13 protein-coding genes are annotated in these 17,264 nt (G+C 70.9%); 4 read left to right on the plus strand and 9 right to left on the minus strand.

Annotation, left to right across the window (positions count from 1 at the left end; all coding sequences use genetic code 11):
• Positions 1-55: 55 nt before the first annotated feature.
• Complete coding sequence (locus ACTWJ9_RS07865) at positions 56-1,849, minus strand: DUF4192 domain-containing protein (protein ID WP_443295499.1); 1,794 nt, start codon at positions 1,847-1,849, stop codon at positions 56-58.
• Between the two features lie 187 nt (positions 1,850-2,036).
• Between ACTWJ9_RS07865 and ACTWJ9_RS07870 the strand changes: the two genes are divergently transcribed.
• Both ACTWJ9_RS07870 and ACTWJ9_RS07875 read left to right on the plus strand, forming a co-directional pair.
• Positions 2,037-4,202, plus strand: coding sequence for a RecQ family ATP-dependent DNA helicase (locus ACTWJ9_RS07870; protein ID WP_443295500.1), 2,166 nt, complete (start codon positions 2,037-2,039; stop codon positions 4,200-4,202).
• 225 nt (positions 4,203-4,427) lie between these two features.
• Entirely contained in the window at positions 4,428-5,036 is a 609-nt protein-coding gene (locus ACTWJ9_RS07875) for a hypothetical protein (RefSeq protein WP_279333427.1), read from the plus strand.
• A gap of 63 nt (positions 5,037-5,099) precedes the next feature.
• Here ACTWJ9_RS07875 and ACTWJ9_RS07880 read toward each other — a convergent pair whose 3' ends face one another.
• The 5 genes from ACTWJ9_RS07880 to ACTWJ9_RS07900 all read right to left on the minus strand — a co-directional run bounded on the left by ACTWJ9_RS07880 (position 5,100) and on the right by ACTWJ9_RS07900 (position 9,001).
• Entirely contained in the window at positions 5,100-5,744 is a 645-nt protein-coding gene (locus ACTWJ9_RS07880; RefSeq protein WP_279333428.1) for a hypothetical protein, read from the minus strand.
• Between the two features lie 68 nt (positions 5,745-5,812).
• Positions 5,813-6,514 carry a ribonuclease HII gene (locus tag ACTWJ9_RS07885; RefSeq protein WP_279333429.1) on the minus strand — a complete coding sequence of 234 codons (702 nt, stop codon included), beginning with the start codon at positions 6,512-6,514 and terminating at the stop codon, positions 5,813-5,815.
• Positions 6,515-6,634: 120 nt separating this feature from the next.
• The gene (locus ACTWJ9_RS07890; protein WP_279333430.1) at positions 6,635-7,543 is read right to left on the minus strand and encodes an ADP-ribosylglycohydrolase family protein; all 909 of its coding nucleotides are present in this window, start codon (positions 7,541-7,543) and stop codon (positions 6,635-6,637) included.
• 12 nt (positions 7,544-7,555) lie between these two features.
• Positions 7,556-8,215 carry a histidine phosphatase family protein gene (locus tag ACTWJ9_RS07895; RefSeq protein ID WP_279333431.1) on the minus strand — a complete coding sequence of 220 codons (660 nt, stop codon included), beginning with the start codon at positions 8,213-8,215 and terminating at the stop codon, positions 7,556-7,558.
• A gap of 180 nt (positions 8,216-8,395) precedes the next feature.
• Positions 8,396-9,001, minus strand: coding sequence for a YdbC family protein (locus ACTWJ9_RS07900; RefSeq protein WP_279333432.1), 606 nt, complete (start codon positions 8,999-9,001; stop codon positions 8,396-8,398).
• 158 nt (positions 9,002-9,159) lie between these two features.
• Here ACTWJ9_RS07900 and ACTWJ9_RS07905 point away from each other — a divergent pair, with 158 nt between their 5' ends.
• Entirely contained in the window at positions 9,160-9,693 is a 534-nt protein-coding gene (locus ACTWJ9_RS07905) for a TerD family protein (RefSeq protein ID WP_387036381.1), read from the plus strand.
• A gap of 172 nt (positions 9,694-9,865) precedes the next feature.
• Here ACTWJ9_RS07905 and ACTWJ9_RS07910 read toward each other — a convergent pair whose 3' ends face one another.
• Positions 9,866-12,772: a vitamin B12-dependent ribonucleotide reductase gene (locus tag ACTWJ9_RS07910; protein ID WP_388702302.1), complete on the minus strand. Its 2,907-nt coding sequence runs from the start codon at positions 12,770-12,772 to the stop codon at positions 9,866-9,868.
• Positions 12,773-12,933: 161 nt separating this feature from the next.
• Positions 12,934-13,491, minus strand: a complete 558-nt coding sequence (nrdR, locus tag ACTWJ9_RS07915) for a transcriptional regulator NrdR (protein WP_279333435.1) — start codon at positions 13,489-13,491, stop codon at positions 12,934-12,936.
• Positions 13,492-14,185: 694 nt separating this feature from the next.
• Here nrdR and lexA point away from each other — a divergent pair.
• Positions 14,186-14,965 (plus strand): transcriptional repressor LexA, encoded by a 780-nt coding sequence (lexA, locus tag ACTWJ9_RS07920; RefSeq protein WP_279333436.1) that lies wholly within the window; start codon positions 14,186-14,188, stop codon positions 14,963-14,965.
• 139 nt (positions 14,966-15,104) lie between these two features.
• On the opposite strand, the gene ACTWJ9_RS07925 is transcribed toward lexA, so the two are convergent.
• Complete coding sequence (locus ACTWJ9_RS07925) at positions 15,105-17,129, minus strand: ATP-dependent DNA helicase (RefSeq protein ID WP_279333437.1); 2,025 nt, start codon at positions 17,127-17,129, stop codon at positions 15,105-15,107.
• Positions 17,130-17,264 lie beyond the last annotated feature (135 nt).

The raw sequence follows: 17,264 nt of genomic DNA on the forward strand, positions 1-17,264 counted from the left end.
AGGGCGCACCGTCCGCCGCCGGCACCGCCCTCCCCCGCTCAGTCACCGAGCCCGGTCACTCCGCCCTCGCGCTCCCCCGGCCGCGGGGCCGCGCTTCCGGCGAGGCCGTGCGACGAGAACGCGTGGCTCCCGGCCCCTCGCACCCGGGGCGCGCCCCACCCGGACGCGTGCCACCGATCGCGGTGCGGAGATCACGGGAATCACGGGAATTACGAGGATCACGGGGATCACGGAGATACGGAATCCGCGCGCCCGGCCGGTGTCCGGCCGAACTCGGCCGGCGCGGGGACCCGCCACCGGTACCGGAGGCCTGCGTGCGCCGCCGGCGGCGCGGGAACGTCTCGCGCCGTACGGACGCCGCCTCCCCGGAAGGCATGGCCCCCTCCCCGCTCTCCGGGTTCTCCGGGTTCTCCGGGTTCTCCGGGTTCTCCGGGTTCTCCGGCTCCCGTACGCCCGGCGCCCCGGTACCCTCCCCCGCGCCGGTCCCGGTGGCCGGGTCGGCGGCGGCCGGGTCGCCGTGGTCCGTCTTCCCGTGGCTCTCGCGTTCCGCCCGCAGGCACCGGCGGATCGATTCCGGGTCGAGGCCCTCGTTGCAGGCCTGGTGCAGCAGACGGGCGAAGAGGTAGTCGGGGTCGGCGCCCAGGGCCATGGCAAGCGCCTCCCTGGCCTCCAGTTCGTCGCCGGTGGACCACGCGACCCAGCCGGCGAGCGTCAGGGGCGCCGCGGCGTGTTCGCCGTACGAACCGACACAGCGGCGCGCCAGGGCCCGCCACAGCCGGAGCGCGGGACCTGCTTCCTCGCCCTCCATCCACGCGGCCGCGCGGTCCCGGGTCGTCCGGTCCTGCAGACCGAGGATCAGCGTCGCCGCCTCGTCGTGCCGGAGCAGTTCGTCGTCCCGCAAATCCGCCGGGAGCATGCCGGGCACGGGCGGGACGCCGGCGAGCCGGCCCATGATCTGCTCGGCCAGTTCCAGCGTCCGCTCGGCGACCTGACGTCGGCCCGCCGCGTCGAGGATCCTGGGGATCAGCGCCTTGCTGGCGGCGTCCAGGGCGGCCTCCTGTCCGAGGGCGGCGGCGTTCTCCCGCGGGAGGAACCTCGCCCTCAACTCCCGCAGTGTGCCCCGGACCTGAAGCCCGGCGTAGGTCGCGGCGGCGGCCAGCACCGAGGTGCCGGGCAGCCCCATCGGCACCCCCTCCGGCGGACAGCACGCCTCGTCGTCACAGCAGTACGACCAGAAGCGGCCGTCCGACAGGCACAGGGCCTCCACCACGGGAACGTCGAGGGCACCGCACTCCACGCGCAGCGCATGAGCGAGCGGGCCCAACCGCTCCTTGACCTGCGCTCCGGGGGCCTGCACTCCGGGTTCCCGGCTGCCCGGTTCCTGGCAGAGGAAGACAACCATCTGCTCGGGCTTGGCACCCCGGCGCTCGCTGCCCGTCACCAGCCCCTGGGCCAGTTGCCGGGCGGCCGCGGGCCAGTCGTCCCTGTTCGCGGGGATGCCGAGCCGGGCGCGACCGCCGAACCGGCTCCGTCCGTCCTTGTCGTACAGGGCGACCAGGACGATGCTGTCCTCGGGCCGGTAGCCGAGGAGGTAGGGCAGTGCGTCGGCGAGTTCGGCGGGGGTCCGCAGCGTGACCTGCTGCGCCTCGCCGTGGTCGCCGTAGGCGGTGCAGGCGATGTCCTTCGCACGTCGTGGGTGCGTGTGCTCACCGTCGTGCGCCCTCTGCGGTGGGAGCCCGGCGGGGCGGGCGACCCCCTCGGGGTCCGGAAGGCCGGCGTACTCGTCCCGCTTCCGCCCGGCGATGTCGTCGTTCTCGGGGGATTCGTTCGTTTCGCTGCGGTTCGTCATGAGAAGAAGATTTCGCGGATCGGGAAAGCCTGCTCGCCCTGTGGACAACTTTCGCCGGGAACACGTCATGCACCCCACATGACCTGCACTTTCGCTTCCAGGGCGGCCCGATTACCACATAAGCTCCCTCCTCTCGCCGCCCCACACCTCCGCCCGGCTGTCCTTGCCGTCCTGTTGTATGGGACTCATGGAGCACACGAACAACACGGATCTCCGGACGGCGGCGGACGCCGTTCTCGCCCGGCTCGTCGGGGACGCCTCGGGAGAAGCCCGGCTGCGCGAGGACCAGTGGCGAGCGATCGAGGCGCTGGTCGCCGACAAGCGCCGGGCCCTGGTCGTCCAGCGCACGGGCTGGGGCAAGTCCGCGGTCTACTTCGTGGCCACGTCCCTGCTGCGGGCCCGGGGCAGCGGCCCCACCGTGATCGTCTCCCCCCTCCTGGCGCTGATGCGCAACCAGGTCGAGGCCGCGGCCAGAGCCGGTGTCCACGCCCGCACCATCAACTCCTCCAACAGCGAGGAGTGGGACACCATCCAGACCGAGATCGCCGCGGGCACGGTCGATGTCCTGCTGGTGAGTCCCGAACGGCTGAACAACCCCGACTTCCGTGATCACGTGCTGCCCAGACTCTCCGCCGCGACCGGACTCCTCGTGGTGGACGAGGCGCACTGCATCTCCGACTGGGGCCACGACTTCCGCCCCGACTACCGCAGGCTGCGCACCATGCTCACCGACCTCCCACCCGGCGTGCCCGTCCTGGCCACCACCGCCACCGCCAACGCCCGGGTGACCGCCGACGTCGCGGAGCAACTCGGCACGGGAGGCACCTCGGACGCCCTGGTGCTGCGGGGTCCGCTGGACCGGGAGAGCCTGAGCCTGAGTGTGCTGCGCCTGCCGGACGCCGCGCACCGGATGGCCTGGCTCGCCGATCATCTCGACGAACTGCCGGGCTCCGGGATCGTCTACACCCTCACCGTGGCGGCCTCCGAGGAGGTGACCGCCTTCCTGCGGCAGCGCGGCCACACCGTCGCCTCGTACACCGGCAAGACGGAGAACGCGGAGCGGCAACAGGCGGAGGAGGACCTGCTCGCCAACAAGGTGAAGGCCCTGGTCGCCACCTCCGCCCTCGGTATGGGTTTCGACAAGCCGGACCTGGGATTCGTGGTCCACCTCGGCTCACCGTCCTCTCCCATCTCCTACTACCAGCAGGTCGGCCGCGCCGGCCGTGGAGTGCGCCACGCCGAAGTCCTGCTCCTTCCGGGCAAGGAGGACGAGGCGATCTGGACGTACTTCGCGTCCCTCGCCTTCCCCCCGGAGGAACTGGTGCGCCGCACACTCGACGCCCTCGCCCACGCGGACCGGCCCATGTCGCTGCCCGCCCTCGAACCCCTGGTCGAACTGCGCCGCTCCCGGCTGGAGACCATGCTCAAGGTCCTCGACGTGGACGGGGCGGTCAGGCGGGTCAAGGGCGGCTGGATCGCGACCGGTCAGCCCTGGACGTACGACGCCGAACGGTACGCGTGGGTGGCCCGCCAGCGGGGGGCCGAACAGCAGGCGATGCGTGAGTACGCGACGACCGCGGACTGCCGGATGGAGTTCCTGCAGCGCCAGTTGGACGACACGGGCGCGAAACCCTGTGGCCGCTGCGACAACTGCGCGGGCGCGCGCTACCTCCCCGAGGCCTCTCCCACCGCACTGGAGGCGGCCCGCGTGGATCTCGGCCGGGCGGGGGTGGAGGTGGAACCGCGGCGCATGTGGCCCACCGGGCTTCCGGCGATCGGCATGGACCTCAAGGGACGCATCCCGGCCGGGGAACAGAGCGCTCAGGGCCGGGCGTTGGGGCGCCTGTCGGACATCGGCTGGGGCAACCGGCTGCGTCCGCTGTTCGCGCCCCAGGCCCCGGACGGGCCCGTGCCCGACGACGTGGCGAAGGCCGTGGTGGAGGTGCTGGCCGACTGGGCCAAGGGGCCCGGCGGCTGGGCGTCGGGGGCGCCGGACGCCCAGCCCCGGCCGGTCGGTGTGGTCACCCTCCCCTCCCGCACCCGTCCCGCCCTGATCCGCTCGCTGGGAGCGCACATCGCGGAGGTCGGACGCCTGCCCCTGCTGGGTTCCGTGCAGTACACGGACGAGGCCCGGCCGGCCTCCCGGAGCAACAGCGCGCAGCGCCTGAAGGCCCTCGACGGGGCGCTGGCCGTCCCCTCCCCTCTCGCCGCGGCCCTCGCCGAGGCCCGGGGACCGGTGCTTCTGGTGGACGACCACACGGAGACGGGCTGGACCCTCGCGGTCACGGCACGCCTGCTCCGGCGGGCCGGCGCCGAGGGGGTGCTGCCCCTGGTACTGGCCGTACAGGGCTGACGCCCCGCGGGGGACCGCGCCCGGCGCACCGGGCAGGGATATAAGCCGCCGACCATGAGATACCGGTCTCCCCGCGTGATTGCTCGTTGCCGCATCCAGGTTCGACGGGAAGAATCGAGGTCCGCACCCGCACGGTTCTTCCGCCGATCAGGTTGGGCTCTGTTGCGTGCGCGCTCCCCGAAATCCGCCCCCGCCCGCAGTCCGGGCGTAGCCGAAGGGAGGACCGTGACCTTCGGATTCGCTTCGTCCTCGGCCGCATCACCGTCGACGTCCGCCACTCGTGTACTCGAACCCGCCGAGTGGGCTGCCGCGGGAATTCCGCTGCTGCGCAACCCGCGTGAGGTCGTCAGCGGTCTGCACGCCCGGCATCGCCCCGGGCCGACGACCGCGGTCGTCGCCGTGCTCGACGCGGACGAGCGACTGCGGGCGAGCGCTTCGTTCACCCGCCGTCCCGCCTCGGCGGCGGACGGCTGGATGTTCCGCAACGCGCTGCTGTCCCAGTTGCGCCGGATCATCCCGCACGATCTGCGGCGCCGTACCCCGGTGCGTACCGCCGTGTTGCTCTACTGCCGTGACGGCGACGCGCGTTGGACGGAGGAGGACGGCGCGTGGATGTGGGGGCTGCGGGACGCCTGCACGCTGCACGGGCTGCGCTGCGGGGCGTACATCACGCTGACCCGTGACGGCTGGCAGGTGCTCGGCGAGGGGCGCGGTGGGCGCCGGCCCACCGCCGACTCGGCGCCCGAGCCGTTCGCCACGGCCGAGGCACCACCGCGAATACCGCGCACCGGCGGTGTCGCGTCCGAGGTCCTGCGCCGCGCGGCGGCACGCTGAGGGCCGACGGCGCCCCCGGAACCGGGACCTGGCGCCCGTACCGACGGGCGCCAGGGCGTAGGCTCAGACGCCCGCGTCCATCACCGAGTTGATCCGCTTCGGGTCACCGCAGACGATCAGCAGAGCGGTGGCTTTGGCGTGGGCGGCGGACAGGGCCGACGCGGTCACCGCCTCGGAGCCGCCGTTGACGGCGACCACGACGACGGGCCGCGCCCCGGCACGCTCCGCACCGGCGACGTCCGTGTGGAAGACGTCGTCACCGGCGTCGTGCAGAGCCCAGTAGGACGCTTCGCCGAAGGACAGCTCGTGGGTGGCCCACGGATGCGGCTCGCCGGTGGTGATCACCAGCACGTCGCCCGGGGCACGGCCCGAGTCCAGCAGCAGGTCCACGGCTTCCTCGGCGGCGTCGAGCGCCCCCTGGACCGAGGCCGGAATGAGCTGGATCTGAGTGCCGTCCGCGGCAGCGGCGGCCGGCTGCGGGACAGCCTGCTTCGAAGGGACGGGTTTGGCCGCCGCAGTGGCTTCACGCGGCGTGCGTTGCGCCGGGGGCGCCGGCCGGGCCGGGCCGGGACGACCAGGACGCGGCGGGGCCACAGGGCGGGGACCGGGTACGGGGCGGGGGGTCGGCGCGGTACGGCTGCTGGCCGAAGTGACGCGGGGACCCTGGGCACTCTCGTGAATCTGAGGCTCCTCGGGAATGAGAGGCATGGGCTGATTTTTATCAAACATTGGTACGGCTCGCGACGCCGGGTGGCACATGAGTGCGAACGGAACCGTCAGAAGTCGAAGCCGAGCTGGCCCTCGACCTCCGGAACGCTTCCGTCCGCCCGACTGCGGACCTTCTTGAGATGCCGCCACTGGGGCAGCGCATCAAGATACGCCCACGACAACCGGTGGTAGGGAGTGGGTCCCCGGACCTCCAGCGCGGCCCTGTGCACGGGTGACGGATACCCGGCGTTGTCCGCAAAACCGAAGTCTGCATGGTCGGCACCCAGTTCGGCCATCATTTTGTCACGGTGCACCTTGGCGATCACCGAGGCCGCCGCGACCGCCACGCACGACTGATCACCCTTGATCACGGTGCGGACCCGCCAGGGCGCCCCGAGATAGTCGTGCTTGCCGTCGAGTATCACCGCGTCGGGCCGGACCGGCAGCGCCTCGAGCGCGCGTACCGCCGCCAGCCGCAGCGCGGCCGTCATCCCCAGCTGATCGATCTCCTCGTGGGACGCGTGTCCCAGGGCGTACGACGTCACCCAACTCCTCAGCGTCCGGTCGAGTTCGGCGCGCCGCTTGACGGTGAGGAGCTTGGAGTCGGTGAGACCTTCGGGGGGCCGACGCAGTCCGGTGATCGCCGCGCAGACGGTGACGGGACCGGCCCAGGCGCCGCGCCCCACCTCGTCGACACCTGCGACGATCTTCGCCCCGGTGGTGGCGCGCAGAGAGCGCTCGACGGTGTGAGTCGGTGGTTCGTACGGCATGGCGCCCTCAGCGTACGCCGCCCGGAACGGCCCGCGACACCCAGGTTCCCCGAACGACGTCACGGTCCACGACGACCCGGCTCGGGAGCCTCTCGGCACGCGGGGAATCGCATGCGTGAATCACCGGGCGTGGGACGTCCAGCCCGGCAACGCCTCGACCCGCTCGGTCCACCCGGAAGGCGGCACCCCGGCCTTCCCCGCCGCGACCACCCCGCCCACGATGGCGCACGTCGTGTCCATGTCTCCGCCCGCCTGGACCGTCGTCCAGAACGCCTGCTCGTAGTCGCTCAGGGACCGCGCGGCCGACCACAGCGCGAAGGGCACGGTGTCGTGGGCCGTCGTACGCCGCCCGCAGCCGAGGACGGCGGCGACGGTGGCCACATCGCCGAAGTCGAGCATGTCCCGGGCCCTGCGCAGCCCCGCACCGACCGCGCTCCTCTTGGGCACCAGTGCGACGACCCCGTCGAGGAGGGCTTCCGGTGCGGGCGTCCCCCCGGGGGCGGCGGCGAGCGCGGCTGCCGCGGCGACGGCCATCGCGCCGACCACGGCCTCACGGTGCTGGTGGGTCGGGTAGGCCGAGATCTCGGCCTGGTGGACGGCCTGCTCCGGATCGTCCGCGTACCAGGCACCCAGCGGTGCGATGCGCATCGCCGCCCCGTTGCCCCAGGAACCCTGACCGTTGAAGAGCCCGGCGGCGAGCTCCCGCCAGTCGCCGCCCTCACGGACCAGCCGCAGCAGCCGGCCGACCGCGGGCCCGTAGCCGCGGTCGAAGTCGTGGCGCCCGGCGAAGGACTGCGCGAGGGCCTCCTGATCGATCCGCCGGTGAGCGGCCAGGACGGCGACGACCGAGCAGGCCATCTCCGTGTCGTCCGTCCACTGCCAGCGGCCCGGGGGCAGCTCACGGCTCATGAGCAGCGGATAGTTCCCCGGGACGAAGAACTGCGAGCCCAGCGCGTCCCCCACCGACAGTCCGCGCAGGCTGGCCAGGGCGCGGTCCAGGCGCCCGGCGAAGGAGAGGTCAGCGGTCATCGCCCTGCCACCCTATCCGGTGATCCCGTACGGTTCCGGCACCCGCCAGCGTTCGAAAGGCCGGTCGAGCGTGTACTTTCCGTTCTCGCCCAGGAGGAGCATCCGCGTCTCGGCGTTCTCCGGGTTCGACAGGGATTCGAACTCCGCCACGGTCCAGTGGAACCACCGCATGCAGAACAGCCGCATGGCCAGACCGTGCGTCACGATGAGGACGTTCGGCGGGTGGTCGGGGGCGTCGAAGCTGCGGAAGAGGCTCTCCAGGAAGCCGTCGACCCGGTCGTAGACGTCGGCGCCGGACTCCCCCTGGGCGAAGCGGAAGAAGAAGTGGCCGTACGCGTCCCGGCGTTCCTTCTGCAGGCGTACGTCCTTCTGGTCCTGCCAGTTTCCCCAGTCCTGCTCGCGCAGTCTCGGCTCCTCACGCACACGTATGAGCTCCGGGTCGAGCCCGAAGGCGTCCAGCGTCTGGTGCGTGCGACGGTAGGGGGACACGTACACGCTGACGCGCTCGCGGCCGAACAGGTCGCGCAACCGCTTACCCGTCTCCTCCGCCTGCCGCCGGCCCCGCTCGGTCAGGGCCAGCGCGTGATCGGGTTCGCGTTCATAAACGGAGTCGTCAACATTGCCCGTTGATTCACCGTGCCGGACAAGGACGATGCGCCGTGGTCGTGCCATGCCGAAACCCTAGAACGGGTGACGACCGGCCGAGCACCCGTACGCACCCGGTACGGCACAGGTCACACATTTCCTGCCCCACGGACAGCCCCACGATCCGCGCCCCACGCGGCACACAAGCCGCATGACTCACACATGCCACATACGGGGCGACGCGCTCGGTGCGCGTGGGCGTGGGCGTCAGACCGTCCAGACCGGCTCCATGTCGACGACGTCCCCCGTCAGGGCCGCTATGTCGGCCTCCGTCTGTGCCCTCAGGGCGAGACGCTCCACCCGCTCGGTGCGGTACTTGCCGTGCTCGGCCGCGGACCACCACATCGACAGCACCAGGAACTCGCTGCCGGGGGCCTCACCGAACAGGCCTCGGACCATGCCGGGCGAGCCCGCCATCGCCGGGTTCCAGACCTTCTCGTGCATCAGCACGAAGTGCTCCGCCCGCTCCTCGTGGACCCGGCACAGCGCCACTCTCAGCAGGTCCACGTCCGTGAAACGCGGCTCGAAGCCCGTCTTCACGTCGAAGCGGTGGTCGAAGAGCCGGACCTGGGCGTCCTTGAAGGTGCCCGCCTGGGCCGAGGCGAGCCGATCGTGGGAACGCGCCATGAACGAGTCGTAGAAGGCACGGCTCTCCCAGAAGGAGAAGATGTGCGCCACATCCTGCCGTGCCCGGCTCCATCCTCCGCCCTGTCCGCGAAATCCCGGCTCCCCCAGAAGCCCCGCCCACTTCCGCTGTCCCCGTTCGAACCCCCGGCGGTCCACCACGGTGCAGCGAATCCACTTGACCAGCACCGCGCCATCGTAAGGCCGCGGAGCGTGGCGTCGGTCACCCTCGTCCGGACTGCTTCACCTCACTTACCCGGCCGAACATGACAGGATGGACAACCTGCCGGAGCCATCCGGCAGTTGGGCTGAAAGGGCAGGATGGTCGCGCAGGAAAGGGGACATGGGTGAACGGCGTCAACAAGGGCATCGACAAGGTCGAGATCGCGCTGAGGTGGGACCCGAGTCCCACGGGACAACCGTCCACCGATCTCGATCTCGTCGCCGCGCCCTACCCGGCAAGCGATCCACACGGCGATCCCTCCTATGTGGTGCACTTCGACAGCCGCTCCCCCGACGGCACCATCACACTGAACCGGGACAGCAGGGACGGCTTGGGCTTCGGCTTCGACGAGGTCATGACGCTGGAGCTGAACCGACTCGACCCGCGGTACGCGCGCGTGGTGGTCGGCGTCGTCATCCAGCAGCACCAGGCGCGGCGGACCTTCTCCGGCGTGGCGCACCCCGGTCTGCGCATCCGCCAGGGGTACACCGTCCTGGCCGAGGACGACTTCGGCGGTGTCCCGGGAGCCACGGCGGCCGTCATCGCCGAGTTCACCCGGAACGACAGCGGCGCATGGGACTTCCACCCCGGCGTCGAGGGCTTCCTCGACGACCCGGTGACGTTCACCCGTGCGATGGGGACGATCCGCCGGGCGTGACCCGCGCCCGCAGCGGCTCGGCCGCCCGCGGGCTCGGGAACCATCGGGGAAGCGGCGGAGACTAGAGACAGCGGAGCGGGGCACCGGCCCATGGGCCGGTGCCCCGCTCCCGCACTCCGCACCGCTCAGTCACCGGACGGACGCACCGGTGCCGGCGGTGTCGGGCCCGGTGTCAGCTGCATCCGCTGGTCGAGCCGCAGCCCTCGCAGATGTAGCAGGAGCCGGCCCGCTGCATCTTCGTGCCGCAGGAGAAGCAGAGCGGAGCGTCGGCCTGGATGCCCAACTGCATCTCGACCAGCTCGGCGCTGGTGTGCGCCTGCTGCGGGGCCGGCTTGACCGCCTCGGTCTCGGCCTTCGGCGTGGCGACCGCCTTCAGCTCCTGGGTTCGCGGCGCGGACTGGGCCAGGCCCTCGACGTCGAGATCGAGATCGGCGTCGTCGAGGGACTGCTCGTAGGAGCCGGTCTCGAGGTGGCGCTGACGCTCCTCGGCGGAGTGGATGCCGAGCGCGGAGCGCGTCTCGAAGGGCAGGAAGTCCAGTGCCAGCCTGCGGAAGATGTAGTCGACGATGGACTGCGCCATCCGCACGTCCGGGTCGTCCGTCATGCCGGCCGGCTCGAAACGCATGTTGGTGAACTTCGAGACGTACGTCTCCAGCGGGACGCCGTACTGGAGGCCGACGGACACCGCGATGGAGAAGGCGTCCATCATGCCCGCGAGGGTCGAGCCCTGCTTGGACATCTTCAGGAACACCTCGCCGAGCCCGTCGTCCGGGTAGGAATTGGCCGTCATGTAGCCCTCGGCGCCCCCGACGGTGAAGGAGGTGGTGATGCCGGGACGCCCCTTCGGGAGACGCTTGCGGACCGGGCGGTACTCGACCACCTTCTCGACCGCGGCGCGGATCGTCTCCTCGGCCTTCTCCGTGACCTCGGCCTTCTCCTTCTCCTTGGTCTTCGCGGAGAGCGGCTGGCCCACCTTGCAGTTGTCGCGGTAGATGGCGAGCGCCTTGACGCCCAGCTTCCACGCCTCGAAGTAGATCTCCTCGACCTCTTCGACGGTCGCCGTCTCCGGCATGTTGACCGTCTTGGAGATCGCGCCGGAGATCCAGGGCTGGATCGCGGCCATCATGCGGACATGGCCCATCGGGGAGATGGCGCGCTCGCCCATGGCGCAGTCGAACACCTCGTAGTGCTCGTGCTTGAGGCCGGGGGCGTCGATCACATTGCCGTGGTCGGAGATGTGGGCGACGATCGCCTCGATCTGCTCCTCCTGGTAGCCCAGGCGGCGCAGGGCCTGCGGGACGGTGCCGTTGACGATCTGCATCGAACCGCCGCCGACGAGCTTCTTGAACTTGACCAGGGCGAGGTCGGGTTCGACACCGGTGGTGTCGCAGGACATCGCCAGGCCGATGGTGCCGGTCGGGGCGAGCACGGACGCCTGGGAGTTGCGGAAGCCGTTCTTGTCCCCGAGGCGCACCACGTCCTGCCATGCCTCGGTGGCGGCGGCCCACACCGGGCTGTCCAGGTCGTCCATGCGCACGGCCGCGCCGTTGGCGTCGAAGTGCTGCTTCATGACGCGCTGGTGGGCGTCGGCGTTACGGGCGTAGCCGTCGTACGGGCCGACCACCGCGGCCAGTTCCGCGGAACGCCGGTAGGCCGTGCCGGTCATCAGCGAGGTGATCGCACCCGCGAGGGCACGGCCGCCGTCCGAGTCGTAGGCGTGACCGGTGGCCATCAGCAGGGCGCCGAGGTTGGCGTAGCCGATGCCGAGCTGGCGGAACGCGCGCGTGTTCTCGCCGATCTTCTGGGTCGGGAAGTCCGCGAAGCAGATCGAGATGTCCATCGCGGTGATGACCAGCTCGACGACCTTCTGGAAGCGCTCGGCCTCGAAGGACTGGGTGCCCTTGCCGTCGTCCTTGAGGAACTTCATCAGGTTCAGCGAGGCCAGGTTGCAGGACGTGTTGTCCAGGTGCATGTACTCGCTGCACGGGTTCGACGCGGTGATCCGGCCGGACTCGGGGCAGGTGTGCCAGTTGTTGATCGTGTCGTCGTACTGGATGCCCGGGTCGGCGCAGGCCCAGGCGGCCTCGGCGATCTTGCGGAAGAGCGTCTTGGCGTCGACCTCCTCGATGACCTCGCCGGTCATCCTGGCCCGGAGACCGAACTGGCCGCCCTGCTGGACCGCGTTCATGAACTCGTCGTTCACGCGGACCGAGTTGTTGGCGTTCTGGTACTGGACGGAGGCGATGTCGTCGCCGCCCAGGTCCATGTCGAAGCCCGCGTCACGCAGGACGCGGATCTTCTCCTCTTCCTTGACCTTCGTCTCGATGAACCCCTCGATGTCGGGGTGGTCCACGTCGAGGACGACCATCTTGGCGGCCCGGCGGGTGGCACCGCCGGACTTGATGGTGCCGGCGGACGCGTCGGCGCCGCGCATGAAGGAGACCGGACCCGAGGCGTTGCCGCCGGAGGACAGCAGCTCCTTGGAGGAGCGGATGCGGGAGAGGTTCAGGCCGGCGCCGGAGCCGCCCTTGAAGATCATGCCCTCCTCCTTGTACCAGTCGAGGATCGACTCCATGGAGTCGTCGACGGACAGGATGAAGCAGGCGGAGACCTGCTGCGGCTGGGGCGTGCCGACGTTGAACCAGACAGGGCTGTTGAAGCTGAAGATCTGGTGCAGAAGGGCGTAGGCCAGCTCGTGCTCGAAGATCTCGGCGTCGGCGGGCGACGCGAAGTACTTGTGGTCCTCGCCCGCCTTCCGGTACGTCTTCACGATGCGGTCGATCAGCTGCTTGAGGCCGGTCTCGCGCTGCGGGGTGCCCACGGCACCGCGGAAGTACTTGCTGGTGACGATGTTGACCGCGTTCACCGACCAGAATTCGGGGAACTCGACGCCGCGCTGCTCGAAGTTGACCGAGCCGTCGCGCCAGTTGGTCATGACGACGTCACGGCGCTCCCAGACCACCTCGTCGTAAGGGTGGACCCCGGGAGTGGTGTGGATGCGCTCGACCCGCAGTCCCTTGCCGGCCTTGGTGCTCTTGGCCCGGGAACTCCGTGTCGGACCGCTCGCCGTCTCTGTCATGCCGCCTCCCTGTACGGGCTAAAACGCCCTGAAGTGCCCCGATGTTCCGGTGGCACGGTATTTGTCCGACGCCGCGGGCGCCCCACTGGCATCACCCGCAACAGATTTCCTCGTCGCCGCCGTCCGGCCGCACCCGGCCGTCGGCCGGGCGGGACCGCCGGTCAGTCGGCGGCCGGAGCGGGTTCCGGGACCTGGACAGTCCCTCCGGACCCGCTGCCGTCTTCCTGGCCCCCCACGACAGCCCCTTCGCGGTCTTCGTCGTCCGCGCCGGAGTGCCCCACCTGCCTGAGTTCCGCGATCGCGGCCTCGAAGTCCTCCAACGACTCGAACGCCCGGTAGACGGACGCGAACCGCAGATAGGCGACGAGGTCGAGTTCCTGCAGCGGACCGAGTATGGCCAGCCCCACGTCATGGGTGGTCAGCTCGGCGCTCCCGGTGGCCCGCACCGCTTCCTCGACCCGCTGGCCGAGCTGCGCGAGCGCGTCCTCGGTGACGGGACGCCCCTGGCACGCCTTGCGCACACCGTTGATGACCTTGGTGCGGCTGAACGGCTCGGTGACTCCGGACCGCTTGACCACCATGAGCGAGCACGTCTCCACGGTCGTGAAACGACGGGAGCAGTCAGGGCACTGGCGGCGCCTGCGGATCGACGTGCCGTCGTCGGTCGTACGACTGTCGACGACCCGGCTGTCGGAGTGCCTGCAGAAGGGGCAGTGCATGAAATCCCAACCCTCCCTCACGGCAGACTCCATGGCCCCACGAGGCCTGTCCGGCCCCACGAAGCTGCTCCAGCATAAGCGATCTCCGAGGGCCTCAAGACCCGGGGACCACAACTTCTGGGTAGCGAGTGCAATCCAACCACTAGATGTGGGGATTGGCTCATACATGCACTCCCGTACGCGTGTCACTCGAATCCGGGCAACCGACGCCCGACCGGACCCTCCCGCAGGCGTCCGCACGGCCCCCGCACGACCCCCGCACGGCCTCACGACGACCCCCGTGCGGGCCACCTCACCCCAGGCCGCGCGGGAGCCTTCGGCGGGCCCCCGCGCGGGGCGCCTTCCCCGCCGCCGGGGCTCGCAGTCGTGTGCCGCCGCGACACACGGGGAGATGTCGCGCACACGGAAGGGAGAACGCGTACGGCTCCCGAAGAGAGCCGGGGCCGCCCCCGTGCCGCGAGACACCCGGTGGCAGACTGGCCCGACGACCGGGAGACCGCCGTCCCGGCGGCGAGAAGCGCGACCGGGAAGCACACCCGGAGCGCGCCCGTCCGACAAGAAGCATTGCCGCCAATACACCTCAGCACGCGACCGCATAACGTAATTCGCGATTTTTCACTCGAACGTGTGTTTGGCGCAACCTTTCGAAAGCTACTACCGTTGTCCTGCAGGGAGACCATCGAGAGGGGCCGACGTGACCACCACCGCCGACAGCGCCAGCATCGCTGCCCAGGACCGCTCCCAGGACCGGCTCGAGCCGGTGCATGCGATGAGCGAAGCCGCGCATCCTGAGGGACCCAAGCGCTCCTTGCCGGGCCGACCTCCCGGCATCCGGGCGGACAGCTCCGGACTCACCGACCGCCAGCGCCGGGTCATCGAAGTCATCAGGGACTCGGTGCAGCGCCGCGGTTATCCGCCGTCGATGCGCGAGATCGGCCAGGCGGTCGGCCTCTCCAGCACGTCATCCGTGGCGCACCAGCTGATGGCTCTGGAGCGCAAGGGATTCCTGCGCCGCGACCCGCACCGCCCCCGCGCCTACGAGGTGCGCGGCTCCGACCAGGCCGCCTCCGTGCAGCCCGCGGACACCGCGGGCAAGCCGGCCGCTTCGTACGTCCCCCTGGTGGGCCGTATCGCCGCCGGTGGCCCCATCCTCGCCGAGGAGTCGGTCGAGGACGTCTTCCCCCTCCCCCGGCAACTCGTCGGTGACGGCGAGCTGTTCGTCCTGAAGGTGATCGGCGACTCCATGATCGAGGCCGCGATCTGTGACGGCGACTGGGTCACGGTCCGACGCCAGCCCGTCGCCGAGAACGGTGACATCGTGGCGGCGATGCTCGACGGCGAGGCCACCGTCAAGCGCTTCAAGCGCGAGGACGGCCACGTCTGGCTCCTCCCGCACAACGCGGCCTACGAGCCGATCCCGGGCGACGACGCGACCATCCTGGGCAAGGTGGTGGCCGTTCTGCGCCGCGTCTGAGTCCGGTGCGGGGCCGCGGTGCGGCCCCGCCCTCCGACCGGGCCCCGGGACCCCTGCGCCGGTTCCGGGGCCCTGTGCTGTCCGGACTGCCCGGACCGTCCGGCTCCGTGGCCGCGATCCGTGACAGGCCGCCCCGCTGTCACTCCGCCTCCACCGGTACCTCCGCCTCGGTCTCGGCCCGCTTCGCGACCGCGTCGATCGCGGCCAGGGATTTCCTGACCTGATTCCGGTCCGTGGTGCACCAGAAGTCGGGCAGCGAGGCCTTCAGATAACTTCCGTAGCGGGCGGTCGCCAGCCGCTGGTCCAGTACGGCGACCACACCGCGGTCGCCCGTGGCCCGGACGAGACGGCCGGCACCCTGCGCCATGAGCAGCGCCGCATGGGTGGCGGCGACCGCCATGAAACCGTTGCCGCCCGCCTCCTCCACGGCCTTCTGCCGGGCGCTCATCAACGGGTCGTCCGGGCGAGGGAACGGGATCTTGTCCATGACGACCAGCTGGCAACTGGGACCGGGGACATCGACCCCCTGCCAGAGCGACAACGTGCCGAACAGGCAGGTCTTCGGGTCGGCCGCGAAGTTCTTGATCAGTTCGCCGAGCGTCTCCTCGCCCTGGAGGAGGATCGGGAACTCCGGGATCCGGGAGCGCAGTTCCTCCGCAGCGAGCTGGGCGGCCCGCATCGAGGAGAACAGCCCCAGAGTCCGGCCGCCCGCCGCCTGGATCAGCTCGGTGAGCTCGTCCAGCATGTCCGCGCGGTCGCCGTCACGGGCCGGGCGCGCCAGATGCTTGGCGACGTAGAGGATGCCCTGCCTGGGGTAGTCGAACGGCGAGCCGACGTCGACGCCCTTCCACTGCGGCAGGTCGTCTCCTTCGGCGCCCTCGGGGCCGAGCCCCAGGGAGGCTCCCACGCCGTTGAAGTCGCCGCCCAGTTTCAGGGTCGCGGACGTCAGGACCACGGAGCGGTCGGTGAAGAGCTTCTCGCGCAGCAGACCGGAGACGGACATGGGGGCGACGCGCAACGAGGCTCCGCTGTGCCGGTACGCGGCTCCGCCGCGGGGCTCGTGGCGCTCGTACCAGACGACGTCCCATTCGGAGCCGTTGGCGATCCGCTCCGCCACGTCATGCACGCTCTCCACCGAGGCCAGCGCCTGTTTGCGGACCGCGTCCTCGTCCTGGACGGACTTGTCGCGGGTGTTCCCGATGGCGGAGATGACGGTCCGGCAGGCGTCGCGCAGCGCCATCAGCGCGTATCCGAGGTCCTCCGGGATCTCCTCGAGCCGGCCGGGGAGGGCCAGCTCCATCAGGCGTTCGAAGCCCTCGGCCGCGGTCTGCAACTGGTCGGCGGCCTTCTCGTCGACGAGTTTCGCGGCACGGCGCACCGCCCGGTTGACCTGGCCGGGGGTGAGTTCCCCCGTGGCGACCCCGGTGACCCGGGAGACCAGCTCATGGGCCTCGTCGACGATCAGCACCTCGTGCTGCGGCAGCACCGGAGCGCCCTCGATCGCGTCGATCGCGAGGAGCGCGTGGTTGGTGACGACGACCTCGGCCAGTTTGGCCCGCTCACGGGCCGTCTCCGCGAAGCACTCCGCGCCGTAGGCGCACTTCGTGGCGCCCAGGCACTCCCGGGACGACACCGACACCTGGGACCAGGCCCGGTCGGAGACGCCCGGCGTGAGGTTGTCCCGGTCGCCGGTCTCCGTCTCGTCCGCCCAGTCACGCAGGCGCAGCAGGTCCTGGCCCAGCTTGCTGGTGGGGGCGGCCGCCTCGAACTGGTCGAAGAGGCCCTCCTCCTCGTCCTGCGGTACTCCTTCGTGGAGACGGTGCAGACACAGGTAGTTGGACCGGCCCTTGAGCATCGCGAACTCCGGGCGGCGGCGCAGCAGCGGATGCAACGCCTCCACCGCGCGCGGAAGGTCGCGCTCCACGAGCTGGCGCTGCAGGGCCAGCGTCGCCGTCGCCACGACGACTCGCTCCCCCTGGGCGAGCGCGGGCACCAGATAGCCGAGCGACTTTCCGGTGCCGGTGCCGGCCTGGACCAGCAGATGAGAGGCGCCGTCGATCGCTTCGGCGACGGCTTCGGCCATGGTCACCTGGCCGGGGCGCTCCGTGCCGCCGACGGCGGTGACGGCGGCCTGCAGGAGTTCGGGGAGTGAGGGCTTCGTCATAGCGCGACCACCCTACGGCCCGGCACCGACAATCATGCCCTCCGTGACCACCGGAGAGGTGCCGACGCCGGGCCGGGCGGAGCGATCCCACCGCGAAGTCCGGGTAACCCGGCGGTCGTTGCTCATCGCACGGGG

The sequence above is a fragment of the Streptomyces sp. GDS52 genome, from assembly GCF_052246875.1.
Taxonomy (GTDB): Bacteria; Actinomycetota; Actinomycetes; order Streptomycetales; family Streptomycetaceae; genus Streptomyces; species Streptomyces cathayae.

Bases quoted from the DNA above. Each gene is read 5' to 3' on its own strand.
- ACTWJ9_RS07880 (WP_279333428.1), bottom strand. From the start codon at position 5,744: ATGCCTCTCATTCCCGAGGAGCCTCAGATTCACGAGAGTGCCCAGGGT.
- ACTWJ9_RS07865 (WP_443295499.1), bottom strand. From the start codon at position 1,849: ATGACGAACCGCAGCGAAACGAACGAATCCCCCGAGAACGACGACATC.
- ACTWJ9_RS07890 (WP_279333430.1), bottom strand. From the start codon at position 7,543: ATGACCGCTGACCTCTCCTTCGCCGGGCGCCTGGACCGCGCCCTGGCC.
- ACTWJ9_RS07895 (WP_279333431.1), bottom strand. From the start codon at position 8,215: ATGGCACGACCACGGCGCATCGTCCTTGTCCGGCACGGTGAATCAACG.
- ACTWJ9_RS07885 (WP_279333429.1), bottom strand. From the start codon at position 6,514: ATGCCGTACGAACCACCGACTCACACCGTCGAGCGCTCTCTGCGCGCC.
- ACTWJ9_RS07870 (WP_443295500.1), top strand. From the start codon at position 2,037: ATGGAGCACACGAACAACACGGATCTCCGGACGGCGGCGGACGCCGTT.
- ACTWJ9_RS07910 (WP_388702302.1), bottom strand. From the start codon at position 12,772: ATGACAGAGACGGCGAGCGGTCCGACACGGAGTTCCCGGGCCAAGAGC.
- nrdR (WP_279333435.1), bottom strand. From the start codon at position 13,491: ATGCACTGCCCCTTCTGCAGGCACTCCGACAGCCGGGTCGTCGACAGT.
- ACTWJ9_RS07925 (WP_279333437.1), bottom strand. From the start codon at position 17,129: ATGACGAAGCCCTCACTCCCCGAACTCCTGCAGGCCGCCGTCACCGCC.